30 protein-coding genes are annotated in these 25,432 nt (G+C 73.0%); 16 read left to right on the top strand and 14 right to left on the bottom strand.

From position 1 onward, the window contains the following. Positions 1-226: 226 nt before the first annotated feature. Positions 227-1,537: a TerD family protein gene (locus tag CP970_RS38665; RefSeq protein ID WP_224058952.1), complete on the top strand. Its 1,311-nt coding sequence runs from the start codon at positions 227-229 to the stop codon at positions 1,535-1,537. 4 nt (positions 1,538-1,541) lie between these two features. Here the strand turns inward: CP970_RS38665 and CP970_RS38670 are convergent, their stop codons facing one another. Then, complete coding sequence (locus CP970_RS38670) at positions 1,542-2,729, bottom strand: glycosyltransferase (protein WP_055553351.1); 1,188 nt, start codon at positions 2,727-2,729, stop codon at positions 1,542-1,544. Positions 2,730-2,787: 58 nt separating this feature from the next. Here CP970_RS38670 and CP970_RS38675 point away from each other — a divergent pair, with 58 nt between their 5' ends. Beyond that, entirely contained in the window at positions 2,788-3,588 is an 801-nt protein-coding gene (locus CP970_RS38675) for a glutamate racemase (RefSeq protein ID WP_079043875.1), read from the top strand. Between the two features lie 95 nt (positions 3,589-3,683). After that, positions 3,684-4,232, top strand: a complete 549-nt coding sequence (locus CP970_RS38680) for a hypothetical protein (protein ID WP_055553347.1) — start codon at positions 3,684-3,686, stop codon at positions 4,230-4,232. A gap of 54 nt (positions 4,233-4,286) precedes the next feature. Here the strand turns inward: CP970_RS38680 and CP970_RS38685 are convergent, their stop codons facing one another. Further along, positions 4,287-5,315 (bottom strand): O-antigen ligase family protein, encoded by a 1,029-nt coding sequence (locus tag CP970_RS38685; RefSeq protein ID WP_150494529.1) that lies wholly within the window; start codon positions 5,313-5,315, stop codon positions 4,287-4,289. 238 nt (positions 5,316-5,553) lie between these two features. On the opposite strand from CP970_RS38685, the gene lnt reads away from it, so the two are divergent. From lnt to CP970_RS38720, 8 genes are read left to right on the top strand one after another with little or no spacing between them, the layout of a single operon-like run. Continuing rightward, the gene (lnt, locus tag CP970_RS38690; RefSeq protein ID WP_150494531.1) at positions 5,554-7,185 is read left to right on the top strand and encodes an apolipoprotein N-acyltransferase; all 1,632 of its coding nucleotides are present in this window, start codon (positions 5,554-5,556) and stop codon (positions 7,183-7,185) included. A gap of 48 nt (positions 7,186-7,233) precedes the next feature. Continuing rightward, entirely contained in the window at positions 7,234-7,713 is a 480-nt protein-coding gene (locus tag CP970_RS38695; RefSeq protein ID WP_055543798.1) for an NUDIX hydrolase, read from the top strand. Between the two features lie 56 nt (positions 7,714-7,769). Beyond that, positions 7,770-8,480 carry a hypothetical protein gene (locus CP970_RS38700; RefSeq protein ID WP_055543799.1) on the top strand — a complete coding sequence of 237 codons (711 nt, stop codon included), beginning with the start codon at positions 7,770-7,772 and terminating at the stop codon, positions 8,478-8,480. After that, entirely contained in the window at positions 8,477-9,124 is a 648-nt protein-coding gene (locus tag CP970_RS38705; protein ID WP_055543800.1) for a hypothetical protein, read from the top strand. The genes CP970_RS38700 and CP970_RS38705 overlap by 4 nt, the downstream gene beginning before the upstream one ends. A 30-nt stretch (positions 9,125-9,154) precedes the next feature. Further along, on the top strand, positions 9,155-10,348 hold the full coding sequence (locus CP970_RS38710; protein ID WP_055543801.1) for a methyltransferase: 1,194 nt from the start codon (positions 9,155-9,157) through the stop codon (positions 10,346-10,348). Positions 10,349-10,391: 43 nt separating this feature from the next. Then, positions 10,392-10,541 carry a hypothetical protein gene (locus CP970_RS44460; RefSeq protein ID WP_157877640.1) on the top strand — a complete coding sequence of 50 codons (150 nt, stop codon included), beginning with the start codon at positions 10,392-10,394 and terminating at the stop codon, positions 10,539-10,541. Positions 10,542-10,590: 49 nt separating this feature from the next. Then, entirely contained in the window at positions 10,591-11,208 is a 618-nt protein-coding gene (locus tag CP970_RS38715; protein ID WP_107098806.1) for a DUF4232 domain-containing protein, read from the top strand. Further along, positions 11,195-11,938: an alpha-ketoglutarate-dependent dioxygenase AlkB family protein gene (locus CP970_RS38720; protein WP_055543803.1), complete on the top strand. Its 744-nt coding sequence runs from the start codon at positions 11,195-11,197 to the stop codon at positions 11,936-11,938. Before CP970_RS38715 ends, CP970_RS38720 begins: the two co-directional genes overlap by 14 nt. On the opposite strand, the gene CP970_RS38725 is transcribed toward CP970_RS38720, so the two are convergent. Further along, positions 11,909-12,631, bottom strand: a complete 723-nt coding sequence (locus CP970_RS38725) for a 2OG-Fe(II) oxygenase (RefSeq protein ID WP_055543804.1) — start codon at positions 12,629-12,631, stop codon at positions 11,909-11,911. The two genes, CP970_RS38720 and CP970_RS38725, sit on opposite strands and share 30 nt — an antisense overlap. Further along, positions 12,628-13,125, bottom strand: a complete 498-nt coding sequence (locus tag CP970_RS38730) for a methylated-DNA--[protein]-cysteine S-methyltransferase (protein ID WP_055543805.1) — start codon at positions 13,123-13,125, stop codon at positions 12,628-12,630. The genes CP970_RS38725 and CP970_RS38730 overlap by 4 nt, the downstream gene beginning before the upstream one ends. Positions 13,126-13,295: 170 nt before the next feature. On the opposite strand from CP970_RS38730, the gene CP970_RS38735 reads away from it, so the two are divergent. From CP970_RS38735 to CP970_RS38745, 3 genes are read left to right on the top strand one after another with little or no spacing between them, the layout of a single operon-like run. Then, entirely contained in the window at positions 13,296-15,317 is a 2,022-nt protein-coding gene (locus CP970_RS38735) for an NADPH-dependent 2,4-dienoyl-CoA reductase (protein WP_055543806.1), read from the top strand. A 26-nt stretch (positions 15,318-15,343) separates the two neighbouring features. Then, the gene (locus CP970_RS38740) at positions 15,344-15,877 is read left to right on the top strand and encodes a PadR family transcriptional regulator (RefSeq protein ID WP_055543807.1); all 534 of its coding nucleotides are present in this window, start codon (positions 15,344-15,346) and stop codon (positions 15,875-15,877) included. A 3-nt stretch (positions 15,878-15,880) separates the two neighbouring features. Next, positions 15,881-16,075 carry a hypothetical protein gene (locus CP970_RS38745; protein WP_055543808.1) on the top strand — a complete coding sequence of 65 codons (195 nt, stop codon included), beginning with the start codon at positions 15,881-15,883 and terminating at the stop codon, positions 16,073-16,075. Positions 16,076-16,109: 34 nt separating this feature from the next. On the opposite strand, the gene CP970_RS38750 is transcribed toward CP970_RS38745, so the two are convergent. From CP970_RS38750 to CP970_RS38765, 4 genes are all read right to left on the bottom strand, one after another. After that, entirely contained in the window at positions 16,110-17,213 is a 1,104-nt protein-coding gene (locus CP970_RS38750) for a Gfo/Idh/MocA family protein (RefSeq protein WP_055543809.1), read from the bottom strand. Further along, positions 17,210-17,980: a sugar phosphate isomerase/epimerase family protein gene (locus CP970_RS38755; protein WP_055543810.1), complete on the bottom strand. Its 771-nt coding sequence runs from the start codon at positions 17,978-17,980 to the stop codon at positions 17,210-17,212. The genes CP970_RS38750 and CP970_RS38755 overlap by 4 nt, the downstream gene beginning before the upstream one ends. Positions 17,981-18,186: 206 nt before the next feature. After that, a complete protein-coding gene (locus CP970_RS38760) occupies positions 18,187-18,684 on the bottom strand; it encodes a hypothetical protein (protein ID WP_055543811.1) in 498 nt (165 codons plus the stop codon). 188 nt (positions 18,685-18,872) lie between these two features. Further along, positions 18,873-19,301 (bottom strand): nuclear transport factor 2 family protein, encoded by a 429-nt coding sequence (locus CP970_RS38765; protein WP_055543824.1) that lies wholly within the window; start codon positions 19,299-19,301, stop codon positions 18,873-18,875. A gap of 98 nt (positions 19,302-19,399) precedes the next feature. On the opposite strand from CP970_RS38765, the gene CP970_RS38770 reads away from it, so the two are divergent. Then, positions 19,400-19,978, top strand: coding sequence for a PadR family transcriptional regulator (locus CP970_RS38770; protein WP_055543812.1), 579 nt, complete (start codon positions 19,400-19,402; stop codon positions 19,976-19,978). Here CP970_RS38770 and CP970_RS38775 read toward each other — a convergent pair. Further along, entirely contained in the window at positions 19,959-20,948 is a 990-nt protein-coding gene (locus CP970_RS38775) for a fibronectin type III domain-containing protein (RefSeq protein ID WP_055543825.1), read from the bottom strand. The genes CP970_RS38770 and CP970_RS38775 overlap by 20 nt on opposite strands. A gap of 216 nt (positions 20,949-21,164) precedes the next feature. Here CP970_RS38775 and CP970_RS38780 point away from each other — a divergent pair, with 216 nt between their 5' ends. After that, the gene (locus CP970_RS38780) at positions 21,165-21,956 is read left to right on the top strand and encodes a glycoside hydrolase family 75 protein (protein WP_055543813.1); all 792 of its coding nucleotides are present in this window, start codon (positions 21,165-21,167) and stop codon (positions 21,954-21,956) included. A gap of 34 nt (positions 21,957-21,990) precedes the next feature. Here CP970_RS38780 and CP970_RS38785 read toward each other — a convergent pair whose 3' ends face one another. From CP970_RS38785 to CP970_RS38805, 5 genes are all read right to left on the bottom strand, one after another. Then, a complete protein-coding gene (locus tag CP970_RS38785) occupies positions 21,991-22,422 on the bottom strand; it encodes a PTS-dependent dihydroxyacetone kinase phosphotransferase subunit DhaM (RefSeq protein ID WP_055543814.1) in 432 nt (143 codons plus the stop codon). After that, entirely contained in the window at positions 22,415-23,044 is a 630-nt protein-coding gene (gene dhaL, locus CP970_RS38790; RefSeq protein WP_055543815.1) for a dihydroxyacetone kinase subunit DhaL, read from the bottom strand. The genes CP970_RS38785 and dhaL overlap by 8 nt, the downstream gene beginning before the upstream one ends. Positions 23,045-23,103: 59 nt before the next feature. After that, positions 23,104-24,096, bottom strand: coding sequence for a dihydroxyacetone kinase subunit DhaK (dhaK, locus tag CP970_RS38795; RefSeq protein WP_055543816.1), 993 nt, complete (start codon positions 24,094-24,096; stop codon positions 23,104-23,106). 186 nt (positions 24,097-24,282) lie between these two features. Continuing rightward, complete coding sequence (locus tag CP970_RS38800) at positions 24,283-24,837, bottom strand: DoxX family protein (RefSeq protein ID WP_055543817.1); 555 nt, start codon at positions 24,835-24,837, stop codon at positions 24,283-24,285. A 112-nt stretch (positions 24,838-24,949) separates the two neighbouring features. Beyond that, on the bottom strand, positions 24,950-25,333 hold the full coding sequence (locus CP970_RS38805) for a hypothetical protein (RefSeq protein ID WP_150494533.1): 384 nt from the start codon (positions 25,331-25,333) through the stop codon (positions 24,950-24,952). Between the last annotated feature and the right edge of the window lie 99 nt (positions 25,334-25,432).

The following is a 25,432-nucleotide window of genomic DNA, read 5'->3' on the forward strand; positions in this document are numbered from 1 at the left end:
GGATCCCCAATGCGAGCGAACTTGGGAAAATCGGTCGCCGAACCGCGTAGGGATCGTGTAAAGGCCGAGTTCCCGGCGGGTTACCCGCGGTCGGCGCCAGGGCGGCGAGTCAGCTATCGAACGCGGTATCGAAAAGCCTCGGAAGGCGGCCGTGCGGCGCTTCGAGGTCCAGGTAATAGGTTGGTCATGAACGGATCGGCGGCCCCGCCGGATGCGGCTACTTGTGATGGGGGCGGACATGACAATGCCTAAAGGATCGAATGTTCCGGTACCCGCGCCTGCGGTGCGGGTCGAATTGGGGTGGGGCGCCGGTCCCGGTGCGCCCGACGCGGATGCGTCCGCGCTCTTGCTGGGTCCTTCCGGAAAGGTCCGTTCGGACGCGGACTTCGTCTTCTACAACCAGCCGGAGCACGCCTCGGGCGCGGTACGGCACGAGGGCAAACAGCGCACCGCGACCGGCGTGACCGATGTGCTCGCTGTCGACCTCGCGCGCGTGGAGCCGGAGATCGAGACCGTGGTGCTCGCCGCGTCCGCCGACGGGGGCACCTTCGGACAGATCCCGGGGCTCTACGTCCGGGTCCTCGACGCGGCGAGCGGCGCCGAACTCGCGCGCTACGACAGCGCCGACGCGACGGTGGAGACGGCCTTCGTCCTCGGCGAGCTCTACCGGCGCCAGGGCGCGTGGAAGTTCCGTGCCGTGGGCCAGGGTTACGGCAGCGGCCTCGAAGGGCTCGCCACGGACTACGGCATCGCGGTGGACGAACCGCAGCAGTCGGCGCCCGCCGCGCCGCCCGTCGCCGCCAGTGTCCCCGCAGCTCCTGAGGCGCCGCCCGCCCCGCCTGTCACGGCGGCAGCTCCCGCCGCACCGCCGCCCCCGGCGGCCCCCGCGCCCGAGCCCGTGCGCCTCACCAAGGTCACCTTGACGAAGGAGACCCCGTCCGTCTCGCTCCGGAAGCAGGGCGGCACGTCGGGCGGCATGCGCGTGAACCTCAACTGGCAGGTGCGCAAGCAGTTCAAGGGATGGGGCGCGAAACTCGGCCGAGCCGTCGCCATGCACGCCGACCTCGACCTCGACCTCTGCGCGCTCTACGAACTGGCCGACGGCCGCAAGGGAGTCGTCCAGGCACTCGGCAACGCCTTCGGAGCGCTGCACCAGCCGCCGTACATGCTGCTCGACGGCGACGACCGCACCGGCGCGCTCAGCAGCGGCGAGAACCTCACCATCAACCTCGACCACATCAAGGACTTCCGCCGCATCGTCATCTTCGTGACCATCTACGAAGGCGCGCGCAGCTTCGCCGATCTCAACGCCACGGTCACCCTCCAGCCGCAGCACGGCGCACCGGTCGAGTTCTCCCTCGACGAGTGCACGGTTCCCTCCACCGTGTGCGCGCTCGCCCTGCTCACGAGCGACGGCAGCGACCTCGTCGTCCAGCGCGAGGTCCGCTATCTCGTGCCCGACCGCGGCGTCAGCCCGCAGCGCACCATCGACCACGCCTACGGCTGGGGCATGAACTGGACGCCGGGCAGGAAGTGACGGTTCAGCGCTGCTCGGGCGCGGCCTGAGCGGCGGTGTCGGGGCGTGCGTACGTACGCCCCTTCCACTGCGCCCCGCGCCCCCTGTAGTGCTGCACCGCCGAGTCCACGGTCATCAGGAGGTACAGGAACGCGGTGCCGGGAAGCAGCGGCGCGAGCAGGAGCGGCAGGCGGTAGTAGCGGAGCATCGGCAGGTACGTCGCGGTCATCACCAGCCAGGCGAGACCACCGGCCACCGTGGCCTCCGTGCTTCCTGCGGCGAGCCCCCAGACCAGCGTCACCGGGGGAGCGAGATACACCAGGGCGAGACCGGCGACCGTGCCGACCAGCAGCAGCGGGTTGTGCCGCAGTTGCGCGTACGCGCTGCGCGACACCATCCGCCACAGATCGCCCAGGTGCGGATAGGGGCGCACGCTGTCGACGCGCTCGGCGAGGCCGAGCCAGATGTGGCCGCCGGAGCGCTGCACCGCCCGCGCCAGTGCCACGTCGTCGATCACCGCGTGCCGGATCGCGTCCGGGATCCGTGCCCGCTCGGCGGCCGCCGTGCGCAGCAGCACGCAGCCGCCCGCGGCGGCGGCCGTGCGCGAGCCCTGCCGCGCGATCCACCGGAACGGATAGAGCTGCGCGAAGAAGTAGACGAAGGCCGGGACCACCAGGCGCTCCCACACGCTCTCCACGCGCAGCCTGGCCATCTGCGAGACGAGGTCGTAGCCGCCCGTCCCCGCCGCGGCCACCAACTCCCGCAGGCTGTCCGGCGCATGGGCGATGTCCGCGTCCGTCAGGAGCAGGTACTCGGGCTCACGCGCGCGTGCCAGGCCGATGCCGTGGCGTACCGCCCAGAGCTTGCCCGTCCACCCGGGCGGCGGCTCACCGGGCGAACCGACGGTCAGCGGCAGACCGCCGTGCCGCTCGGCCAGGGCGCGGGCCAGATCACCCGTCCCGTCCGAACTGCCGTCGTCGACAAGGAAGATCTCGGCCCGACCCGGATAGTCCTGCGCGAGGAGCGAGGGCAGGCTCTCGGAGAGGACGGCCGCCTCGTCGCGGGCGGGGACGACGACACAGACCGACGGCCAGCGGGCGGGTTCCCCGCGCGGTGGCAGACGCACGTCCGTACGCCAGAAGAAGCCCTGCCCCAACAACAGCCACAGCCACACGGCAAGCGATCCGGCGGCGATCCACGCAACGGCGCTCATCCGCCGAAGTCTGCCCCACACCACGGTGCCTGTGGGGCCCATCGACTATGGTGACCGGGTGAAGATCGCGCTCATGGACTCCGGTATCGGACTGCTCGCCGCGGCCGCGGAGGTGCGCCGCCTGCGACCCGACGCCGAGCTCGTTCTCTCCTCGGACCCGGACGGACTGCCGTGGGGACCGCGTACTCCGGAGGACATCACCCGGTGCTCCCTCACGGTCGCCGAGGCCGCGGCGGCCCATCGCCCCGACGCGCTGATCGTCGCCTGCAACACCGCTTCCGTGCACGCGCTCCCCGCGCTGCGCGCCCGCCTGGAGCCCGGCATCCCGGTCATCGGGACCGTCCCCGCGATCAAGCCCGCCGCCGCCAGCGGCGGACCCGTGGCCATCTGGGCCACCCCCGCCACCACCGGCAGCCCCTATCAGCGGAACCTCATCGAACAGTTCTCGGGCGGCGCCGCCGTCACCGAGGTGCCCTGCCCCGGGCTCGCCGACGCCGTGCAGTACGCCGACGAGCGGGCCATCGACGAGACGATCGCCGCCGCGGCCGCCCTCACCCCGCCCGAGGTAAGGATCGTCGTCCTGGGCTGCACCCATTACGAGCTGGTCGCGGAGCGTATCCGCGCCGCCGTGCAGCAGCCCGGCCTGCCGCCCCTCGTCCTGCACGGCTCAGCCGGAGCGGTCGCCGCCCAGGCACTGCGCAGGGCGGGCGAGCGCCCCGGTACGGGCCCCGGCACAGACTCCGCCGCCGGTCTCCCGGGCCTGACGGTCCTGCTCAGCGGCCGCGAGGAGCAGCTCCCGCAGGCGGCGCTCGCGTACGCCGAGGGGCGCATGCTCGCGGCGGTCAGCCCGGCGCTCTGAGCCCGCGCGGACTCCGCGGCCCCGCACCGCGGCCGTAGGGAGTAACCCTCCGCGACGCGGTGCCTTCGCAGCGGAACGTGAGTAGTCTCGAAGGCATGAGGGACCACGCCCCCGAGGAGCGGGCCACCGCCGACAGCCCGCCCGACGTCTGGACCGGCCGCGCGACCAACCGCGTGCAGTGGCTGCTCGCCTGCGCGGGCGCCGCCTGCCTCGCGCTCGGCATCGAGCTCGCGGTCGACTCCATGTGGACATCGGGCGTAGCGCCGCTCGCCATGTCCGTCGTCGGGTGCATCGCCGTCGGGCTCCTGATGCTCTTCGGGACGCTCGCCTTCGTCCATGTGGCCGTCAAGGTCGACAAGGACTCGCTCGAAGTGCGCTGCGGCCATCTGGGCCTGCCGCGCCGCAGCATCCCGCTCTCCCACGTCGTCGGCGCCGAATTCGCGCCGGCGGTCACGCCCCGTCAGTGGGGCGGCTGGGGGTATCGCTGGCGGCCGGAGAAGGGCACCGCCGTCGTCGTCCGCCGTGGCGAGGGCCTGGTGCTCAGCCTCGGCGACGGCCACAAGTTCACGGTCACCGTCGACAACGCGGAATCGGCCGTGCGCGCCATCAGGTACCGCCTGGGCCTCGCTGGCAACGCGGCGTAACAGCGGCTCAGCGCCCCACAGCGGCTCAGCGCCGCTGCCGCCCCGGCCCGCACGTCAAGGTGCCCTCGGTTCGTCCGTCAGGGGACGCGCCGTCGCGATCCCCGCGAGCACACCCGCGCCTGTCGTCACCGCCGTCACGCTGAGCGCGTTGCCCACCGCGGCCACGGCTGTCAGCGCGGTCAGGGCCGCGCCCGCCGACAGGACGACCTGGGTGGAGCGCGGCGAGCGCCACAGGGCGTAGAGCAGCCAGCAGAACACCGCGGCGAGCAGTGCCGCTCCCACCACCCCTTGCTCCGAAGCCAGCTGAAGCGGCGCCGAATGCGGTTTGCCGTCGGCCAGGACGTCGTCGGCGTGCACCGGGCTGACCTCGCCGAACCGGCCGGGTCCTACCCCCATGGCGGGCTCGCGCGTCGCGAGGCCGAGCGCGTCCTGCCACAGCAGCACACGGTGCCGGCCGAGCTGCCCCTCCAGGGGAGCCGTGAGCCCGTCCGGCAGCGTCTCGTCGGCCACCGCCACGGACACCCCGGTCACCAGGAGCGCGCTCACCGCGAGGACCGCGAGGGCGGGCGCCCTGCGCCGGGTCAGGGCGGTGGCGAGCGAGCAGAGCAGGACGACGGCGCAGCCGACGAAGCCGAACAGCGAGCCGAGCGCGGCGGCCGCGCCGGTGATGCCCACGGCGAGCAGCCGCAGCGCCAGGCACGCTGAGGGAGTCCGCGCCGCCCACGCCGCACAGCAGGCCGCGCCCGCGGCCAGGACGAGGAGCGCGGCGGTGGCACCGGCCAGGCCGAGCGGGGAGGTGAGTCCGAGCGGGACGTGCGGTGCGGCCGCGGCGAGGCCGAGCCCCACGAGCGCGCCCGCGCACGGGGCCGCGACCGGGAGCAGCGCCCCGCAGATCCGGCCGCCCGCGTAGCCCGCGGCCACCGCGAGCACCGCGAGCAGCACACCCTCGGGACTTCCGCCGCGCACCCCCGCGGTGATCAGCGCCCAGGCGGCGCACGCACCGAGCAGCGCCACGCCGGTCGCGTCGGACGCGCCCCGCCGCTCGTGCACCTCTGTCGGACCGGCCGCAGCGGCCGTCCCCATTGACCCCACCCCGTCGCCCCCCGGTGTATGACGGGCCCCGGACGGCGCCGTCGGCGCGGGCGGGTCCGCCGCGGCGGACCGGCCGTTCGTCCGGGACTCGGCCACACGCTAACGGCTGGCGCCGCGGTGCGGGAGTCACTTGCGCAGGAACGATACGGCGGGTGGCTCGGCGGACGGCTCGGCCGGGCCCCGCCGACCACGCTGTCGGCGCCCAGGTGAGGCGCCGTACACTCCCCGAGTGACCGCCACCACCACTCCCGTGGACGAGCCGGGCAGGCTCGACCCGGAGCCCGCGCAGGCCCCCCGTGCCGCGCGCGTTCTGCGTCGTCTCGTGCCCGCCGCCGCGGCGGCCCTCTCCGGAGTGCTGCTCTACGTAAGTTTTCCGCCCCGCACCCTGTGGTGGCTCTCCCTGCCCGCCTTCGCCGTGTTCGCGTGGTGTCTGCGCGGCCGCACCTGGAAGGCCGGACTCGGCCTCGGCTACCTCTTCGGTCTCGGCTTCCTGCTGCCGCTGCTCGTCTGGACCGGCGTCGAGGTCGGCCCCGCACCGTGGCTGGCGCTCGCCGCCATCGAGGCGGTCTTCGTCGCCCTGGTGGGCGCGGGCATCACGGCCGTCTCCCGGCTGCCCGGCTACCCGCTGTGGGCGGCGGCGCTGTGGGTCGCGGGGGAGGCGGCACGCGCGCGTGTGCCGTTCAACGGATTCCCGTGGGGCAAGGTCGCCTTCGGCCAGGCCGACGGCGTCTTCCTGCCGCTCGCGGCGCTCGGCGGCACCCCCGTACTCGGCTTCGCGGTGGTGCTCTGCGGATTCGGGCTCTACGAGGTCGTGCGCCGGATCCTCGACGCCCGCGACGCCGACGGCGTACTGGACGTACGCGGCGTACGACGCGGGGCGACGGCCGTGGCCGTACTCAGCGTGCTCGTTCCGCTCGCCGGTGCCTTCGCGGCGCGCCCGCTCGTCAGCGACAAGGCCGAGGACGGCACGGCGACCGTCGCCGCCGTCCAGGGCAACGTCCCGCGCGCGGGGCTCGCCTTCAACGCGCAGCGCCGCGCGGTCCTCGACCACCACGTGCGCGAGACCGAGCGCCTCGCCGCCGAGGTGAAGGAGGGCAAGGTCAAGCGCCCCGACTTCGTCCTGTGGCCGGAGAACTCCTCCGACATCGACCCGTTCACCAACCCCGACGCCCGCGCGGAGATCGACAACGCGGTCGACGCCATCGGAGTGCCCCTCTCCGTAGGCGGCGTCGTCGAGACCAAGGACGGCAAGCTCTTCAACGAGCAGATCCTGTGGGACCCGAAGAAGGGCCCCACCTCTACGTACGACAAGCGGCAGATCCAGCCGTTCGGCGAGTACATCCCGCTGCGCTCCTTCATCGGCCTGCTCAGCAGCGACATCGGCAAGGTGCGGCAGGACTTCAGCAGGGGCAGCGAGCCGGGCGTCTTCACCATGGCGGGCACCAAGGTGGGCATCGCCACCTGCTACGAGGCGGCCTTCGACTGGGCCGTGCGCGACACCGTCACGCACGGCGCGCAGGTGCTCTCGGTGCCGAGCAACAACGCCACGTTCGACCGCAGCGAGATGACCTACCAGCAGCTCGCGATGTCCCGGATCCGCGCGGTCGAGCACAGCCGTGCCGTGGCGGTGCCGGTGACCAGCGGCGTCAGCGCCGTGATCATGCCGGACGGCGAAGTCGTCGCGAAGACGAAGTGGTTCACCGCCGACACGCTCGTCGAGGACGTCCCGCTGCGCTCCTCGCAGACCCCCGCGACCAAGCTCGGCGTCCTGCCCGAGGGCATCATCGTGCTGATCGCGGCCGCCGGACTCGGCTGGGCCGTGACGTCGGCGGCGCGCGCCAGGAGGGCCCGGCAGGCGTGACCCCGGAGGCCGGCGGGAGCGGCGACGGGACACCGTTAGGGTCGGTCCATGGCTACTCCCGACTTCATCACCGCACTCCGTGCCGACGCGGGGCAGCAGTTGCTCTGGCTGCCCGGAATCACCGCCATCGTCTTCGACGACGAGGGACGAGTGCTGCTCGGACGACGTTCCGACAACGGCAAGTGGTCGGTGATCGGCGGGATCCCCGACCCGGGGGAGCAGCCCGCCGAGTGCGCCGTGCGCGAGGTGTTCGAGGAGACGGCGGTGCGCTGCGTGGTGGAGCGGGTGGTCCTGGTGCAGGCGCTGAAGCCCGTCACCTACCCCAACGGCGACACCTGCCAGTTCATGGACATCACCCTGCGCTGCCGTGCCGTCGGCGGCGAGGCGCGCGTCAATGACGACGAGTCGCTCGAAGTGGCGTGGTTCGACGTGGACGCGCTGCCGCGGCTCCACGAGTTCTCGGCGTACCGGATCAAGCAGGCCCTGTCGGACGAGCCCACCTGGTTCGAGCCGGCCGTCGTGGAGTGATCGCGGACGACAGTGATCGGGGAGTGCGAAGAACTCGGGCAGGCGGAGGTCGGACAGTGGGGCACAGGGTCTACGCCCAGGGACTGCGGGCGCTCGCCTGCGCCCTGATGGCCTGGCAGGTCTGGCTGGTGTGGCACATCAGCACCTATGACGCGTCGACGGTCCAGTGGACCTGCGACGGCACGGGCAGCTGCGGCAGCGACCAGTTCGCGGGCGTGGCGCCGCTGGTCGGGATCGCTTCCGCGGTCCTGCTCGGCTTCCTTTCGGCGCGGTTCCTGCAGCGCGCCACGGCGGGCGTGGTGGTCGTGTTCTGCGCGCTCGCCGCGGCCGTCGGCTGGTACGACGCGGTCGCCGCGGGCCGCGTGGAGTACGCGACGGTGACCGACTTCCACCTCGTCCTGCCGATCAAGGCCCTTTCCGTATCGGCCTGGCTGACCTTCCTGTGGTCGGTCGCGGGGGCGGGCTGCCTCGCCGCGTGCTGGGGCGCCGCCGTGAGCGTCCGGCGCACCGCCGTGCTGCGCAGACTCTCCCGCCGGTACACCACCGCGGAGGCCAAGCTGGAGGGCTGGCGCACCGTCAGCCGCTCGTACGGCGAGGCCGTCGTCGTCTTCACCGACGCCGGGGGCCTGGAGCACCAGGTGCCCACCGTCGTCGAACGGATCGCCCTGGACCGGCCCGTGCTCGCCGTGTACGACGCCGACCGCCCCGCCGACCCCGACCGCACCAGGGTCGCCGTTCCCCGCAAGAGGCTGCTGCGCATCTCATGAACGCTTCGACTCCCTCCCTGACGTCCTCGGTCCGCAGGTTCGTCGCGCCGCCCGCCCTCGCGGGCGCCCTCGTCGTGGCCGCCGCGCTCGCCACGCTGGCCCAGGGCATCATCGGTGGCACCACCTGGGTGCTCCTGGTCGGCCTCACCGCCACCGCCGTCGTCCTCGCCCTTCTGGGCAGCCTCGCCGACAGCGGGTACGGGCCCGGCGTCGCGTCCGGACTGCGGTCGGGCGGGCCGCGCGCCCACGCGCCCGCCGTCGTGCACGGGGTGCGCGCGGTGCACCGGAGCACCGGGGCGGCCGTCGTGGACGGGCAGCGGCAGAGCAGCGTCTTCGTCTTCGACCTGACGGTCGTCCCCGACGAGGGCCCCGCCTTCCGTGTCGCCGTGCGCCACCCCCTCGACGTACAAGGCCTGCTGCACCGGACCAGGGCCGTCGTCGAGTACGACCCCGAGCAGCCCTGGCGGGTGATCCTGCCGAACGACCCGCCGCGCCCCCTGCTGGCCCGCGCGCAGCTGCTCGACGACGAGGCCGCGCACGGCGCGTCGCGGCCCGCCCGAGGACTGCCGCCGGGCGCCCACCCGCTGGTGACGGGCGCGATCCTCGCGGCGCTGCTCACGGTGCTCGTGCGCCTTGCGGGCTGAGCCGACGGCTCCGTTAGCCTTTGGGGCACGATGAACGACCGTTTGAGCACGTCATGGGGCGCGTACGACCTCACCCGCTTTCCCGCGGACCCACGGGACCATCTGCGCGCCTGGTCCGCCGCCGACGCCTATCTGCTGCGGCACCTCGCGGGGGAGGAGGGGGCGCCCGCCGTCGACCTCACCGGGACGGTGGTCGTCGTCGGCGACCGCTGGGGCGCGCTGACGACCGCGCTCGCCGGGCACGAGCCCGTGCAGATCACCGACTCCTTCCTGGCCCGCCAGGCGACCCGGGCCAATCTGGCCCGGGCAGGGCACACGCCGGACGAGACGCGGCTCCTGACGACCAGGGACGCCCCGCCCGCATCCGGTGCGGAGGGCGGCGGCGTCGACGTGCTGCTGATCCGTGTACCGAAGAGCCTCGCGCTCCTGGAGGACCAGCTGCACCGGATCGCGCCCGCCCTGCACGCGGGCACGGTCGTCATCGGCACCGGCATGGTCACCGAGATCCACACCTCGACCCTGGAGCTGTTCGAGCGGATCATCGGGCCGACGAAGACGTCGCTGGCCCGGCAGAAGGCGCGGCTCATCTTCAGCACGCCGGATCCGGCAGCGGCGGCGGGGCCGAGCCCCTGGCCGCGCACGTACACGCTGCCCGCCGACTCCGGGGCGGGCGCGGGCCTGACCGTCGTCAACCACGCCGGGATCTTCTGCGCCGAACGGCTCGACATCGGCACCCGCTTCTTCCTCAAGCACCTGCCGCGCGCCCGCGCCGGTGCGCACGTCGTGGACCTCGGCTGCGGCAACGGCGTGCTCGGCACCGCGGCGTCCGTCGCCGCCCCCGACGCCACGGTCACCTTCATCGACGAGTCCTTCCAGGCCGTCGCCTCCGCCGAGGCCACCTTCCGCGCCAACGCCGCCGAGGGCGCCGAGGCGGAGTTCGTGGCCGGGGACGCGCTCGCCGCCGTGCCGCCCGGCACCGTGGACCTGGTCCTGAACAACCCGCCCTTCCACAGCCACCAGGCGACGACCGGCGCGACCGCGTGGCGGATGTTCAGCGGCGCCCGTGCGGCCCTGCGCCCCGGCGGCGAACTGTGGGTCGTCGGCAATCGCCATCTGGGCTACCACCTGAAGCTGCGCAAGCTCTTCGGGAACGCGCAGGTCATGGCGAGCGACCCGAAGTTCGTGGTGCTACGGGCGGTGAAGGGCGAGCGCGGCGGGCGGTGAAGGCCGACGGGCGATGGTGACCCACCCTGCGCCAGGGAGCGGGGTGGGTCGTACGAGGGCGGTCGGCGGCCGCGCCGTGCGCGCCACAGCGGTGCGCCAGGCCATGGCCGACGCGCGCACCTGCCACCACTCCTGGATCCGCGAGCACGGCACCGACCTGCCCGAGGTGGCCGACTGGGCGTGGCCCTTCTGACTCCCCTACGATCACGTGCCGGGAGCGGCGCGAAGGGGGAAGCGGAACCATGCGTACGACGTCGGGCTCTTGCCGGGCACTCGCGGCCTTGCTGGCCGTGGCGGCGGCTCTGACGGCCACGGCCTGCGGGGCGTCCGGCGACGGCGGCGGAGCCAAGGGGGCGGCGCGGCCTTCGGCAACGTCCGTGCCGTCGACGCCGTCGACCGCCCCCGCGCGGACGTCCACGCCGCCGCCGTCCCGCCCTGCCCGGGGCCCCGCCTGCACCGGAGCCACCACGGAGGCGAGCGTCGCCGAGGATCCCCACGGCGACCTCATGCTGACCGCCACCAACACGAGCGGTTCGCCCTGCGTCGCCTTCGGGGCGCCCCGCCTGCGCTTCGGTGACGCCACGGCGGCCGTCGCGCCGTCCCGGGACACCGCGCCGGGCACCCCGGTGACGCTGGGCCCCGGTGAATCCGCGTACGCGGGCATCCTCAGCGCCTGGGAACCCGACGACTACGTCACCGTCGACAAGGTCTCCCTGACCTTCGCGGCCGACGCCGAAGGACGCCGCGCCGCGGGGGCGCCCGAGACCGTCGCACTGCCCCGCAAGACCCCGTACGAAGAGCTCGACGCCGAGGTCACGTACTGGCAGCGCAGCCGCGAGGACGCCCATGCCGACGGGTGACGAGCTGTTCCCCCGTGGTGCGTCGGTGATCGGCCCGGGGGCGGTGCACGTGCCGGACTGGCTGGGGAGCGCGGAGCAGCGGCGCCTGGTCGAGGCCTGCCGCGCGTGGGCCAGGCCGCCCGCCGGGCTGCGGCTCGTGCGCACGCCGGGCGGTGGGACGATGACGGCCAGGCAGGTCGGGCTCGGCTGGCACTGGTTCCCGTACGGCTACGCGCGCAGCGCGGTCGACGGCGACGGCGCGCCGGTGAAGCCGATGCCGCGGTGGCTCGCCGAACTCGGCCGTACGGCCGTGGGGGCGGCACGGGCGTACGACGGCGAGAACACGTACAGCGGCGAGAACACGTACGGCGACGAGCGCGCGTACGACTACGACATCGCGCTCATCAATTTCTACGACGGCGACGCCCGCATGGGCATGCACCGCGACAGCGACGAGAAGTCCGGCGCCCCCGTGGTGTCCCTGAGTCTCGGCGACACCTGTGTGTTCCGCTTCGGGAACACGGAGACCCGGACGAAGCCGTACACGGACATCGAGCTGCGCAGCGGGGACCTGGTGGTGTTCGGCGGGGCCTCGCGCCTCGCGTACCACGGGGTGCCGCGGGTGCACCCGGGCACCGCGCCGCCCGACCTCGGGCTCACCGGGCGGCTGAACATCACCCTGCGCGTCAGCGGGCTCGCCGACGAAGGGCCCCGCGGTGCCTCAGGCGTTGTGGAAGACGAGCCCCAGTGACCTGCGCAGACCCGAGCGCACGGTGCTCACGCCGTGCCGCACCGGGCCCGCCGACCAGCCGCGCGTCGAGCGGATCGGGCGGTCGCGGGTGGTGAAGACCAGGCCGTGGCCCTGGGGCAGGACCGTGGAGGTGCCCCGCGACTGGGCCCGCGGTCGCTGTTCGACGAGCAGGAACTCGCCGCCCGTGTAGTCCACGCCCTGTTCGTCGAGGCCGATGACGACCTGGAGCGGGAAGACCAGGTCGCCGAAGAGATCGCGGTGCAGGGCGTTCCAGTCGCCCGCCTCGTAGCGCAGGAGGATCTGCGAGGACTTGGTCTGACCGGCCGCACGACACCGCTCCAGCCACTCCTCCAGGGAGTCGGGCCAGGGCGCCGGGCGGCCGAGGCGGGCCGCCCAGTCGCGCGCGACGGTCAGCAGGTGCGGATAGAGCGCGGCCCGCAACTCGGCGACGACGGGCGGGAGTTCCTCGGCGAAGTAGCGGTACTGCCCGGAGCCGAAGCGGTGCCTCGCCATGTCGACCGTGGACCGGAACAGCGTGAGGTCGTCGTAGAGCGCGGCGATGGCGCGGCACTGGTCCGGTTCGATGAGCCGGGGCGTGAGCGCGCAGCCGTCCGCGTCGAGCTCGGTGGCGAGCGCCGCCCAGTCCGCCGCGTCGACGACCGCCGCGGGCGCCTGCCGCGCCGTGGTGGTCATGCCGTCTCCAGGTCGAGGAGGTGCCGCTTGCGCTCAAGGCCCGCCGCGTAGCCGGTGAGGGAGCCGTCGGCGCCGATCACCCGGTGGCAGGGGCGCACGACGAGCAGCGGGTTGCGGCCGATGGCGGTGCCGAGGGCGCGGACGGCGGCGCGGGAGAGGCCGAGCTGTTCGGCGAGTCGCCCGTAGGTGGTCGTGGTGCCGTAGGGCACGGTGTCGACGGCCTCCCAGACCTTGCGCTGGAAGTCGGTGCCCGCCCCCGTGGCGTACTCGATGTCGAAGTGGGTCAGGCTCCCCGCGAAGTACGAACGCAGCTGGGCGGCGATCGCGTCGAACGCCGCGTCGTCGCGGGACCAGCCGTCCTGGACGACGGCCGCGCCCTTCTGGCCGGGCATGGACAGCGAGGCGAGCGCGGTGCCGCCCTTGGCGGTGGCCGATGCCTCGCCCACCAGGAGCAGCTCGCCCAGCGGGCTGTCGATCGTCGTGTAGACGGTCATCGGACTCTCCTCAAACGTTCGGTTGCTGGCTCCAGTCTGCGTCTCGCGCGAGGGCGCGGCTGGCGGGATTCGGACATGGCGCTCACGCCATCGCGTTTATGCAACTAGTTGCACAACCGTGTGCGCGTCGTCTAGAACTGTTCCGTAGACACCGCGTACGGAGGGGCCGCATGAGCCGTTACCCGAACCTGCTGAACCCACTCGACCTGGGCTTCACCACCCTGCCCAACCGGGTCCTGATGGGCTCCATGCACGTCGGCCTCGAAGAGGCGCCGAACGGCTTCGAGCGGATGGCGGAGTTCTACGCCACCCGCGCGCGCGGCGGCGTCGGCCTCATCGTCACCGGCGGCATCGCCCCGAACGAGCTCGGCCGCCCCTGGGACGGCGGCGCCAAGCTGACCACGGAGGCGGAGGCCGACGAACACAAGGTCATCACCGCCGCCGTGCACGCCGAGGGCGGCAGGATCGCGATGCAGATCCTGCACTTCGGGCGGTACGCCTACCACGACAAGCTCGTCGCGCCGAGCGCGCTCCAGGCGCCGATCAGCCCCTTCGTGCCGCGCGCCCTGGCGGACGAGGAGGTCGAGCAGACCGTCGAGGACTTCGTGCGCGCCGCCGAGCTGGCGAAGCTCGCCGGGTACGACGGCGTCGAAGTCATGGGCTCCGAGGGCTACTTGATCAACGAGTTCATCGCGGCGCCGACCAATCAGCGCACCGACCGCTGGGGCGGCTCCTACGAGAACCGCATCCGCTTCCCCGTCGAGATCGTCCGCCGCGTCCGCGAGCGCGTCGGCGCGGACTTCATCATCATCTACCGGCTCTCCATGCTGGATCTGATCCCCGGCGGCTCCACCCTCGACGAGGTCGTCCACCTCGCCAAGGAGATCGAGGCCGCGGGCGCCACCATCATCAACACCGGCATCGGCTGGCACGAGGCCCGCATCCCCACCATCGCCACGTCGGTGCCGCGCGCCGCCTACAGCTTCGTGACCAAGAAGCTGATGGGCGAGGTCGCCGTGCCGCTCGTCGCCGTCAACCGCATCAACACCCCCGAGATCGCCGAGGAGTTGCTCGCCGACGGCGCCGCCGACATGGTGTCGCTCGCCCGCCCGCTGCTCGCCGACCCCGACTTCGTCGCCAAGGCGCGGGCCGAGCGGGCCGAGGCCATCAACACCTGCATCGGCTGCAACCAGGCCTGCCTCGACCACACGTTCAACCTGCAGATCACCTCCTGCCTGGTGAACCCGCGCGCCTGCCACGAGACCGAGCTGATCCTCTCCCCGACCCGCACCAAGAAGAGCCTCGCCGTCGTCGGCGCGGGCCCGGCGGGTCTTGCGTTCGCCGTCTCGGCCGCCGAGCGGGGCCACGACGTCACCCTCTTCGACGCCGCCGCCGAGATCGGCGGGCAGCTCAACGTGGCCCGCAAGGTCCCCGGCAAGCAGGAGTTCGACGAGACCCTGCGGTACTTCCGCACCCAGCTCGAACTGCGCGGTGTGGACGTCCGGTTGAACACCGTCGTCACCGCCGACGAGCTCGCCGGGGCGGCGTACGACGAGGTGGTCATCGCCACCGGCGTCATGCCCCGCACCCCGGAGATCCCCGGCATCGACCACCCCAGCGTCGTCGGCTACCTCGACGTCCTGCGTGACGAGGCGCCCGTCGGCGAGCGGGTCGCGATCCTCGGCGCGGGCGGCATCGGCTTCGACGTCGCCGAATACCTCACCGACGGCGGCGAGAAGGCCAGCCTCGACCCGGCGACGTACTTCCGGCAGTGGGGCGTCGACATGGAGTTTCGCGAGCGCGGCGGCCTGACGAAGCCCGAGCGGCCCGCCCCGCCGCGCAGCGTGCACCTCCTGCAGCGCAAGACCTCCAAGGTCGGCCAGGGCCTAGGCAAGACGACGGGGTGGATCCACCGCACCGAACTGCGCCACCGGGGCGTCACGATGGTGGCGGGCGCGAGCTACGACCTGATCGACGACGCGGGCCTGCACGTCACCGTCGACGGCGTCTCCTCCGTCATCCCCGTCGACACCGTCGTGCTCTGCACCGGACAGGAACCGCGCCGCGGCCTGTACGAGGAGCTGCTCGCCGCGGGCCGCAGCGTGCATCTCATCGGGGGCGCGGACGTGGCGGCCGAGCTGGACGCCAAGCGGGCCATCAAGCAGGGCACGGAGCTCGCCGCCGCCCTGTGAGGCGCGCCGTCCCTAGGATTGGCGCCATGTCACTCCCGCACGCGATCCTCACCGCGCTCCTAGAGAAGCCGTCGTCCGGGCTCGAACTGACCCGCAGGTTCGACAAGTCCATCGGCTACTTCTGGTCGGCCACGCACCAGCAGATCTACCGCGAGCTGGGCAGGCTGGAGCGCGAGGGGGCCATTCGCGCCCTGCCGCGACAGGGCGCGACGCGCGGGCAGAAGAAGGAGTACGAGGTCCTGCCGGCGGGCCGCGCCGAACTGGCCCGCTGGACCGCGACGAGCCAGGACCCCAAGCCACTGCGCGACACGCTCCTGCTGCGCCTGCGCGCCGCCGCGGTCGTCGGCACGGACGGCATCCAGGCGGACCTGCACCGCCATCTCGACCTGCACCGCCACCAGTTGGCCGAGTACGAAGAGATCGAGCGGCGCGACTTCCCGCCCGGCAGGGACGCCGTCGAGGACCGCCTGCGGCACGTGGTCCTTCGGGCGGGCATCGACCTGGAGACGTTCTGGACGCGGTGGCTGGAACGGACGATCGAGGAGCTGGAGGCGCCGTGATCCATGGCTGACTCGGGGTGGTACGACGACGGTGCCGAGAGCGACGCGGTCGAGCGGGCGGAACGGGCGACACGCGTCGGGTGGGCGGCGATCGCGGGCATCACGGGATTGCTCGGCTGCGCCGTGATTGCCGTTGCCGTCGCCACCCTGGTCGGCATTCTCGCCTGCCTCGGCGTCGTGCTGGCCATGAACTATTAGGAGGCCGGGGCCACCGCAAGCGCTCGGGGAACCGCTAGCCGAGCGTCGCCTCCCGTGGGTCCCACTCCTCGGGCAGTGGCTCCGGGGGTACGACCTCGGTGGCGAGCGGGGTGAACTCGGCGTGGTCCGCGGAGTGCGTGATCGCCGTCATCGTCTGCAGGACGTGCAGCGCGAGCGCGCCCGAGGCACGGTGGGCGGTGTCGCCGCGCAGGGCCCTCGCCATGTCGACCACGCCGATGCCGCGCCCGTCGAGAGGGCCGCGCACGGGCAGTTCGCGCCAGTCGTCGGAGCCGCCCGGCAGCAGCTTCAGCGGGCCGCCGAACGTGTTCGGATCGGGTACGGCGAGGGTGCCCTCGGTGCCGGTGATCTCGAAGCCGATGCGGGGGAGCGCCGAGTCGAAGCTGAACGTCGAGTTGGCCCGCACCCCCGAGGCGAACTCGACGAGCGAGGAGACGTGCGTCGGCACGTCCACCGGGAACACCTGTCCGGCCTTCGGGCCCGACCCGACGGAGCGCTCCCGGCGCGCGCGGGACGAGACCGCGGCCACCCGCGCCACGCTGCCGAACAGGGCGATGAGCGAGGTCAGATAGTAGGGGCCGAGGTCGAAGAGCGGGCCCGCGCCCGGCTGGTAGAGGAACGCCGGGTCGGGATGCCAGCGCTCGGGCCCCAGGCTCTGCGTCACGGTGGTCGCCGTCATGGGCGTGCCGATGTGCCCGGCCGCCACGGCCCGCAGCGCCGACTGCAGACCCGCGCCGAGGAACGTGTCCGGCGCGTTGCCCACGCGCAGCCCCCGCTCCGACGCCTGGGCAAGGAGCTTCTCCGCATCGGCGGGCGCGAGGGCGATCGGCTTCTCGCCGTAGACGTGCTTGCCCGCGCGCAGCGCCTCCGTCGCCACCTGCGCGTGCGCCGCGGGCACGGTGAGGTTGACGACGAGCTCGACCTCGGGGAGCGCGAGCACCGTCTCGGTGCCGCCCCACACCGGGATGCCATGGGAGCGGGCGGCGGCCTGCGCGCGCGCCTCGTCGAGGTCGGCGACGGCCACGACCCGGACGTCGGGGAAGCCGCCGAGCGTGCGCAGGTACTGTGCGCTGATGACACCCGCGCCGACGACGGCTATGCCGACGGGGCCCGAACTCACGCCGCCTCCAAGGAGTTTACGTAGGTGAGGCTCGCGGCGAGTGCGTCGAAGAGGTCGTCCGTGCCGCCCGCGCACGCGTCGAACTCGATGACCCGCCGGGCGCCGGGCGCCGCGGCGAGGATCTCCGGCACCGGCATGGTGCCACCGCCGACGGCCACGTTCGGGTCCTCCTTCGTGCCGGGGCCGTCCTTGAGGTGCAGCGCCGCCACCCGGTCGCCCAGGCCGTGCAGCAGGCGCGGCACCTCCGCGCCGCCGACGGCCGCCCAGTAGGTGTCGACCTCCAGGAACACGGCGGGGTCGAGGAGTTCGGCGAGGACCTCGACGGCATGCCGGAGCGGTGCGTCATCCCCGTCGCCGAAGCGGGGCTCGATCTCCCACCAGTGGTTGTGGTAGCCGACGCGGACGCCGTGCCGACGGGCCGGTTCCACCAGGGAGTTGAGGCGGTCGGCGGCCTTGGCCAGCCCTTCGCGCGTGGTGAAGTCGTCGGGCGGCAGTCCGGCGGGGACGATCGCGAGGTCGGTGCCGAGCGTCGCCACCGCGTCGAGGGCGGGGCCCGGATCCGGGGCGAGCAGCTGCCCGGCGTGCGCGCCGGACACGGTGAGCCCGAGGTCGTCGAGGATCAGGCGGTGGCCCCGGGGGTCGGAGAGCACGTCGTACGGCTCGACCGCGCCGTAACCGAGTCCGGCCAGGCGGCGCACCGTCCCAGGCCAGTCCTCGGCGAGCTGATCGCGCACGGTGTAGAGCTGAACGCTGAGCGGTCGTGGCATGAGCGCGCCCTCCCTGTCGGCTGGGAGGACGGTAAGTCGGTTCACCGGGGCGGGCAAGGGTGCCCCGGCGCGGGCGGAAGAGGGCGTGCCCGGAACCCGGACGTGCGGCTGCCGCCCACCCGGAGCGAAATCGGGTGGGCGGCAGCCGGTGGTGCGGTGTGCTCTGCGGGGCTCGTGGCCTGTGGCTCGTGGCCCGTGACCCGCCGTCAGGTCCGGCTGCTGGCGCCCCGGCGCCGCAAGTACCAGACACCGCCGGTCGCCGCCGCGGCCACCAGGGCCCCGCCGGTGACGAGCGTCAGCGTGCCCCGGTCCTCCGTACCGCCCCCGAGCCCGCCCCGGACGCCGCGCGAGGGCGCGCTGGTCGAGGAGGTCGTCGGCGCGGTGCCGACGGTGACGGTCTGAGGACCGGATTCGCCGCCGCCCGAGCAGTTGCTGACCATAACGGTGTAGGTGCCTGGACTGACGTTCTGCCAGGCACCACTGCCATTGTTGATCTGCACCTGTTGGCCTCCGGCGAAGCTGGCGTTGTTGGCGCCCATCAAGGAGGCCGTGCCACCGGCGCAGGCCCCCGTGACCTGCACGGTCGAGCCGGTGGCCGTCACGGTGATGCCGCCGCCCGCGGACGCGGGAGCGGCCAGTGTCAGCGGCAGCGCGGCGGCGGCGACGATCAGGCCGGAGCGGACGAATATCTGGGTGGTACGCATGAGTCTGCCCTCCGGTGACACGGGAGGCGGTACAACCCATGCGCCGCCGAGGATTGGGGAACGCCCGTGCTACCTGACGAAGAGCCAACGTGCCGTCGGCGGGGTCCGCATGCGGACGGCCTCCGGGCAGGTGACGAAATCCTTCGTACGGCGGAGAGCTGACCGGGCGTCACGACCCGGCCGGGTGACTAGGGGGCAGGGACGAGGCCGTCGGCGACCAGCCCCGCGTACACGGCCTGACCGAGCACCTGGACGGCGGACTGCGGCCGCACCATCACGGTGAACTCCTTGATCAGCCCCTCCTCGTCGAAGTGCAGCAGGTCGATGCCGTGGATCTCCTTGCCGTTGACGGTCGTACGGAAGAGCAGGACGGCCGACTCGGCCTCGCTGCCGTCGGAGCTCGTCCGCGACTCCCCGGCGAACGACCCGACGTACCGGAAGTCCTCGAAGGTCCGAAGGAGCACGCCGAAGAGCCCGAGCACCATCGGCCGCCCCTCGAAGGGCGTGAACTTCACCGGGCTGTAGAAGCGGATGTCAGGGGTGAACAGCTCTTCGAGCGCGTCGAGGTCGCCCGCCTCGACGACGGCGCGGAAGCGGGCGGCGGTGGGGTGCGTCATGGGGTCCTCCATCGTTCCATAGTCATCAATCTGAGTAGTCAGAATGATGACTATGATGATGGGGGTACGAGACGGCGAAAGGGAAGGGGAACCGGGCAATGGCTCTGCGACACGCGGTGCTCGCCGCGCTGCTTGACGGCGAGTGCAGCGGCTACCAGCTGGCCAAGGGCTTCGACATCGGCGTGGCCAACTTCTGGCACGCGCTGCCGCAGCAGCTCTACGCGGAGCTGGCCAAGCTGGAGGCGGCAGGGCTTGTCGCCGGGCGTGAGGTCGTCCAGGAGGGGCGCCCGAACAAGCGGCTCTTCCGGGTGACCGGCGAAGGACTCGCCGAGATGGAGCGGTTCGCCGCCCGCGCCGCGAAGCCGTCGTTCATCCGCGACGACCTCCTGGTGAAGGTGCAGGCCGTGGACGGCGTCGCCGCCGCGCCGGTGATCGAGCAGCTCCAGGAGCGGGCCGCGATCGCCGACGCGAAGATCGAGGTCCTGGAGAAGCTGCTGCCGCGGTTGCGCGGCGGCGTCGAAGAGGAGGACTTCCTGCGCACAGGGGAGCGCGTCGGCCCCTATCTGACCTGTCTGCGCGGCCTGGCCTTCGAGCGGGAGTCCCGCGACTGGTGCCGGAGCGCGGCGGACATCCTCATGGCTCGGGCGGGATCCGGAGTCAAGATCGCCCCGTCGTGACCGTCCGCTCGGGCGAGTAGCCGCCCCACGTCCCGTCGGGCAGCTTGGGACGGATCCGTATCCGGTGCCTCTCCCCGGCCTTCTCGCCGATGTAGAAGCTGTGCTCGGCCTTGTCGCGCGGCGCCGTGCCGCCGAAGACGAGCGAGGTGACGGTGCGGCCGTCCAGCTGGATCTGATACTCCGTCACCGCACCGCCCGTGTCCGGCGGGGTCCAGGCCAGATCGATGTAGTACGCCCCGTCGGCGCGGTGCGTCGTCGCGCGGAAGCCGGACGGCGCGGTGGCGCGTCCGCCGTCCTTGCCCGCCGCGGTGGTGAGGCGGACCTGCCCGCTCGCGGGCGAGAAGTTGTCGGCCGCGTCGCGCGCCTTGACCGTGAAGACGTAGGTGGTGTTCGGCCGCAGGCCGGTGACGAGCGTCGCGGTCTGCGCCCCGCCGACGCTGTGGATCTTCGATGTGCCCTGGTAGATCTCGTACGAGGCCACCTTCTGGTTGTCCGACGACTTCCCCCAGGACAGCGAGGCCGCCCGGCTGCCCGCCGCCTCGCCCCGGAGCTTCCCGGGCCGCGACGGCGGCTTGTGGTCGGCCGCGGTCGCCGCGGGCGTCGTGACGGAGAGCCTCCTGCTGTCCTCGCTGACGTTGCCCTCGGCGTCGCGGGCGCGGACGGTGAAGGAGTACCGGGTGGCGGGCTTCAGGCCGACGACGTCCACCATGTGCTGCCCGCCCGGCACCCGCTTGACCCTCTTGGCGTCGCGGTACACCTCGTACCCGGTCACCGCGGTGTCGTCGGAGGCCTGGTTCCACATGACGTGGGCGGTGGTGGCGCTGCCCGCCTGCACGGTCAGTCCGCGGGGCGCCGCGGGCGGCTTGGAGTCGTGGCTGTCGCCGCCGCCCCACGCGCAGCCGCCGAGAGCGGCGACGGCCAGGGCGGTCAGCAGGGTCAGGGGGGTGGACAGGTGCGGGGTCCGTCGCACGGTGCTGCCTTCCACTCGACGGCATTGGTCCGGACCTATTTGACACAGGTGACGGGGGCACATCAAGAGGTGGGGTGGACCGGTTGGTGCCGACGCGCGCGGCGGCGGGGCGTCCGCCGTCCGGGCCTCGAACGCCGGATGGGGCATACGACGGGGCGCAGATTGGGATATCTGGCCTACGAGCCGTCACATGTCCCCTACGAAGGGTTTCTTCTCGTGCGTACCAGAACGGCGGCCCTGGCCGCCGCTGCCGGGGCCGCGCTGCTGGCCCCCGCCTCGTTCCCCGCCGCGGCGCAGCAGCCGTCGGCCGAACCGGTCGTCAAGTCGCCCGACGAGGTGGCGAGTTCGGGCCGCGGGTTCAGTGGAGCGCCGAGGGTTCCCGCTTTGGCAGTCCCTGCCGCCCCTGCCTCCCTGCCCGGGGAGGGTTCCGTGCGGGCCGCCGATCTGCTCGCCAGGACCGGTTCCTGCCGGCAGATCTCGCACGGGAAGTTCCGCACGGACGACGGCGCCCGCGCGACCGTGCCCGTGTGCGCGAAGCGCGGCGCGGTCTTCTGGAAGGCCGACATGGACATCGACTGCGACGGGCGGCCGACCAGGGCCTGCAACCGGCGCACCGACCCGCTCTTCTTCCACGCCACGGCGTTCCAGCAGTCCGACGGCCGCCAGCTCGACGCGGAACACCTGCCCTACGTCGTGGTGCCGGGCGCGAGCCGCCGCTGGAAGCACGCCGCCCACGGCATCACCGGCGGCACGGTCGCCGCCGTGATCCACCGCGGCAGGGTGCGGTACGCCGTCGTCGGCGACACCGGGCCCACGGACCTCATCGGCGAGGCGTCGTACGCGACGGCCAAGGCCCTCGGCATCCGGCCCGATCCGAGGAGCGGCGGCGTGGACTCCGGCGTCACGTACCTCTTCTTCAAGGGCCCCAAGGCGACGCCCATCGAGAGCCACCGGGCAGCGGTCGCCCGGGGCGAGGCGCTGGCCCGGCGGTTCGTGCGACAGAACTAGCGGTACGCCTGGCGGAACGCCCCGCCCCGGCGGCTCACACCTTCCGGTAGGAGTACGCCTCCGCCGCCGCGGCCTCGACGGCGGCGATGTCGGCACCGGCCGACGCGGTGACCACGGCGGCGACCGCGCCCTCCACGAAGGGCGCGTCCACCAGGCGCGCGCCGTCCGGGAGTTCGTCGCCCTCCGCGATGAGCGCCTTCACCGTGAGGACCGCGCTGCCGAGGTCGGTGAGGATCGCGACGCCCGCGCCGCGGTCCACCTCGGCGGCGGCCGCCGCGATGAGGTCGGAGCTGGTGCCGAGCCCGCCGTCCTCCGTACCGCCCGCCGCGGCCACCGGCACGGTGACGCCGCCGCCCGCGAGTCCGCGCGCGAGCGCGGCGACCGCTTCGGCCACCGGGCCGCTGTGCGAGACGAGGACGATGCCGACCAGCTTGTCGCCGCCGTCCGTGTCCCTGTCGTCAGCCACGGTCGGCCTCCGGGGTGTCGTTGCCGCCGTCCGCGGCTTCGGCGAGCGCCTCGAAGAGCAGGGCGGACGAGGTGGCGCCGGGGTCCTGGTGCCCGACGCTGCGCTCGCCCAGGTAGCTGGCGCGGCCCTTGCGCGCCTGCAAGGGAGTGGTCGCGAGGGCGCCGTCGCGCGCGGCGTCCCGCGCGGCGGCGAAGGAGTCGCCGAGCGCGTCGACGGCGGGGACGAGCGCGTCCAGCATCGTCTTGTCGCCGGGCGCGGCACCGCCGAGCGCAGCCACCGCGTCCACGCCGGTGCGCAGCGCGTCGGCGAACGCTGCCCGGTCGACCTCGGCGGCGTCGCCGAGCGCCTTGCCGGTGCGGCGCAGCAGCGTGCCGTAGAGCGGCCCCGACGCGCCGCCCACCGTGGAGATCAACTGCCGCCCGGCCAGCGTGAGGACGGCGCCCGGCGTGTCCGGGGCGTCCTTCTCGATGACGGCCGCGACGGCGGTGAAGCCGCGCTGCAGATTGCTGCCGTGGTCGGCGTCGCCGATGGGCGAGTCCAGCTCAGTGAGCCGGTCCGCCTCACGGTCGACGGCGGCCGCGGCGGCCGTCATCCAGCGGCGGAAGAAGTCGGCGTCGAGCACAGAATCTCCTAGCGTTGTACGTGTTCGGGCATGTGTGCGTACAGGTGGGTGTCGACGGGTCACATACCCCAGCGCAGCCCGGCCGTGCGCACCGGCGCGTCCCACAGTCGCAGCATCTCCTCGTCGACCTGGCACAGCGTCACGGAGGCACCCGCCATGTCCAGCGAGGTCACGTAGTTGCCGACGAGCGTGCGCGCCACCGGCACACCGCGTTCCAGGAGCACGCGCTGGACCTCGGCGTTGAACCCGTACAGCTCAAGGAGCGGTGTGGCGCCCATGCCGTTGACGAGGACCAGGACGGGGTTGCGCGGGTCGAGGTCCTCCAGGACGGCGTGCACGGCGAAGTCGGCGATCTCCCGCGAGGTCATCATGGGGCGCCGCTCACGCCCCGGCTCGCCGTGGATGCCGATGCCCAACTCCAGTTCCCCGGCGGGCAGGTCGAAGGTGGGGCTGCCCTTCGCCGGGGTGGTGCACGCGCTCAGCGCGACGCCGAAGCTGCGCGCGTTCTCGTTGACCTGCCGGGCGATCGCCTCGACCCGCTCCAACGGCATGCCCGCCTCCGCGGCGGCTCCCGCGAGCTTCTCCACGAAGAGGGTCGCGCCGGTACCGCGCCGCCCCGCGGTGAACAGGCTGTCGGTGACCGCGACGTCGTCGTTGACCAGGACCTTGGCCACCTGGATGCCCTCGTCCTCGGCGAGCTCGGCGGCCATGTCGAAGTTGAGCACGTCACCCGTGTAGTTCTTCACGATGAACAGCACACCGGCCCCGCTGTCCACGGCGGCCGCGGCCCGCACCATCTGATCGGGCACGGGCGAGGTGAACACCTCACCGGGACAGGCCGCCGACAGCATCCCCGGGCCCACGAACCCGCCGTGCAGCGGCTCGTGCCCCGACCCACCGCCCGAGACGAGCCCGACCTTCCCCGCGACAGGGGCGTCCTTGCGTACGATCACCCGGTTCTCGACGTCGACCGCCAGCTCGGGGTGGGCGGCCGCCATGCCGCGCAGCGCGTCGGCGACGACGGTCTCTGCCACGTTGATCAGCATCTTCATGGGTACCTCCTGGTGATATCGGCAGCGGGGTCGCTCGGGCGCTGCCGGGATGGGCGGACCTCAGGCCAGTATCGAGGGAACCCGGTCACGGTCGGCCACCCCGACGAGCTCGAAAAGCTCGTCAAGGCGGCCGACCACGGCACTCACTGAACTCAAGGCGAGCCCTCGGCCCACCTCAGGGGAAGGTCAGCTGCGAAGGGTCACCAGGACGATGCCCGCCGCTGCCGCGCCGAGCGCCACGGCTGCGAGGCCGTGGGAGAGCCGGTGTGTGCGCAGTCCGGGCAGCAGCCGGTCGGCCGCGAACCTGCCGGGACCGGCCAAGGTCAGGCTCACGGCCGCGACCAGCAACAACAGCTCGAACTCGATGCCGTTGGGGCCGAAGAAGCCGCTGCCCCACTTCACGGCGATGGCGTTGAGCATGACGCCCACGACACCCGCTCCGGCGAGCGGTGTGAGCAGGCCGACGGCGAGGCCGAGGCCGCACAGGACCTCGGTGAGCGCGGCGACCACCGCCATGGTCTGCGCGGCCGTGTAGCCGCTGCTCGCGAAGAACGCCTCGGTGCCGTCGAGGCCGCCACCGCCGAACCAGCCGAAGAGCTTCTGGCTTCCGTGGGCGGCCATCGTCAGACCGACCGCCCAGCGCAGGACCAGCAGACCGAGGTCACTGCCGGACCGCGCGGACGCGGCGAGGGAGGTGGCATCGCTCCGTGAAGCGGTGCGCGCACTGGTGAAAACGGACATGGGTGTCTCTCCTGTACGTGAAGGTGGCGGCTGCGGAGGTGGACACGCAGCACAGCGGTACCGGCCGGGTCTGTCTGACCCGGTCGGCCGTGGACGGGTGGAGAGGGCCCGTCTACGTTCTGCAGATCTGGATTCTGTGCAGGTCGACCGATGTGGCGTCCGGCGGCGACGCGGCGGCGAGAGCCGGGACGTCGTCCTGCGGACGGGGCGGGGCGGGTGCCGACTTGGGGGCGTGCGGCCCCGACTGGTCGGGGCTCAGGGCCGGCGCGCCGCCCGGCGCTCCCGGCTGTCCCTCGTGACAGCCGCGGTCTTCGACGCGCGGGTCAGCCCAGGAGGCGGATACGACGGCGGTCGCGGCGCGCTCGGCCGTCGGTCCGGTGGAAGGGGAGTTCGCCGCCCCTGCGACACCGAACAGCGGAACGAGGCAGAGGAGAACGAGGGCAAGCAGAGCCGCACGGACGGTGCCGTCCCCGGGTCGCTTCAACCGCGTCGTCATGTTCCGACCGATGCTAAGCGGCAACCTCAGTGGGCACAGGGGCAGATTGAGACACCGTGGTCAGCCAGCAAGGGTGAAGCCTGGAGCCCTGCGATCAGC

The sequence above is a fragment of the Streptomyces kanamyceticus genome (assembly GCF_008704495.1).
GTDB classification, from domain to species: domain Bacteria; phylum Actinomycetota; class Actinomycetes; order Streptomycetales; family Streptomycetaceae; genus Streptomyces; species Streptomyces kanamyceticus.

Coding starts and splice junctions, on each gene's coding strand:
- CP970_RS38665 (WP_224058952.1), top strand. CDS start 227: ATGGGGGCGGACATGACAATGCCTAAAGGATCGAATGTTCCGGTACCC.
- CP970_RS38670 (WP_055553351.1), bottom strand. CDS start 2,729: ATGAGCGCCGTTGCGTGGATCGCCGCCGGATCGCTTGCCGTGTGGCTG.
- CP970_RS38680 (WP_055553347.1), top strand. CDS start 3,684: ATGAGGGACCACGCCCCCGAGGAGCGGGCCACCGCCGACAGCCCGCCC.
- CP970_RS38685 (WP_150494529.1), bottom strand. CDS start 5,315: ATGGGGACGGCCGCTGCGGCCGGTCCGACAGAGGTGCACGAGCGGCGG.
- CP970_RS38695 (WP_055543798.1), top strand. CDS start 7,234: ATGGCTACTCCCGACTTCATCACCGCACTCCGTGCCGACGCGGGGCAG.
- CP970_RS38705 (WP_055543800.1), top strand. CDS start 8,477: ATGAACGCTTCGACTCCCTCCCTGACGTCCTCGGTCCGCAGGTTCGTC.
- CP970_RS38710 (WP_055543801.1), top strand. CDS start 9,155: ATGAACGACCGTTTGAGCACGTCATGGGGCGCGTACGACCTCACCCGC.
- CP970_RS38715 (WP_107098806.1), top strand. CDS start 10,591: ATGCGTACGACGTCGGGCTCTTGCCGGGCACTCGCGGCCTTGCTGGCC.
- CP970_RS38720 (WP_055543803.1), top strand. CDS start 11,195: ATGCCGACGGGTGACGAGCTGTTCCCCCGTGGTGCGTCGGTGATCGGC.
- CP970_RS38725 (WP_055543804.1), bottom strand. CDS start 12,631: ATGACCACCACGGCGCGGCAGGCGCCCGCGGCGGTCGTCGACGCGGCG.
- CP970_RS38730 (WP_055543805.1), bottom strand. CDS start 13,125: ATGACCGTCTACACGACGATCGACAGCCCGCTGGGCGAGCTGCTCCTG.
- CP970_RS38735 (WP_055543806.1), top strand. CDS start 13,296: ATGAGCCGTTACCCGAACCTGCTGAACCCACTCGACCTGGGCTTCACC.
- CP970_RS38740 (WP_055543807.1), top strand. CDS start 15,344: ATGTCACTCCCGCACGCGATCCTCACCGCGCTCCTAGAGAAGCCGTCG.
- CP970_RS38745 (WP_055543808.1), top strand. CDS start 15,881: ATGGCTGACTCGGGGTGGTACGACGACGGTGCCGAGAGCGACGCGGTC.
- CP970_RS38755 (WP_055543810.1), bottom strand. CDS start 17,980: ATGCCACGACCGCTCAGCGTTCAGCTCTACACCGTGCGCGATCAGCTC.
- CP970_RS38760 (WP_055543811.1), bottom strand. CDS start 18,684: ATGCGTACCACCCAGATATTCGTCCGCTCCGGCCTGATCGTCGCCGCC.
- CP970_RS38765 (WP_055543824.1), bottom strand. CDS start 19,301: ATGACGCACCCCACCGCCGCCCGCTTCCGCGCCGTCGTCGAGGCGGGC.
- CP970_RS38770 (WP_055543812.1), top strand. CDS start 19,400: ATGGCTCTGCGACACGCGGTGCTCGCCGCGCTGCTTGACGGCGAGTGC.
- dhaK (WP_055543816.1), bottom strand. CDS start 24,096: ATGAAGATGCTGATCAACGTGGCAGAGACCGTCGTCGCCGACGCGCTG.
- CP970_RS38800 (WP_055543817.1), bottom strand. CDS start 24,837: ATGTCCGTTTTCACCAGTGCGCGCACCGCTTCACGGAGCGATGCCACC.
- CP970_RS38805 (WP_150494533.1), bottom strand. CDS start 25,333: ATGACGACGCGGTTGAAGCGACCCGGGGACGGCACCGTCCGTGCGGCT.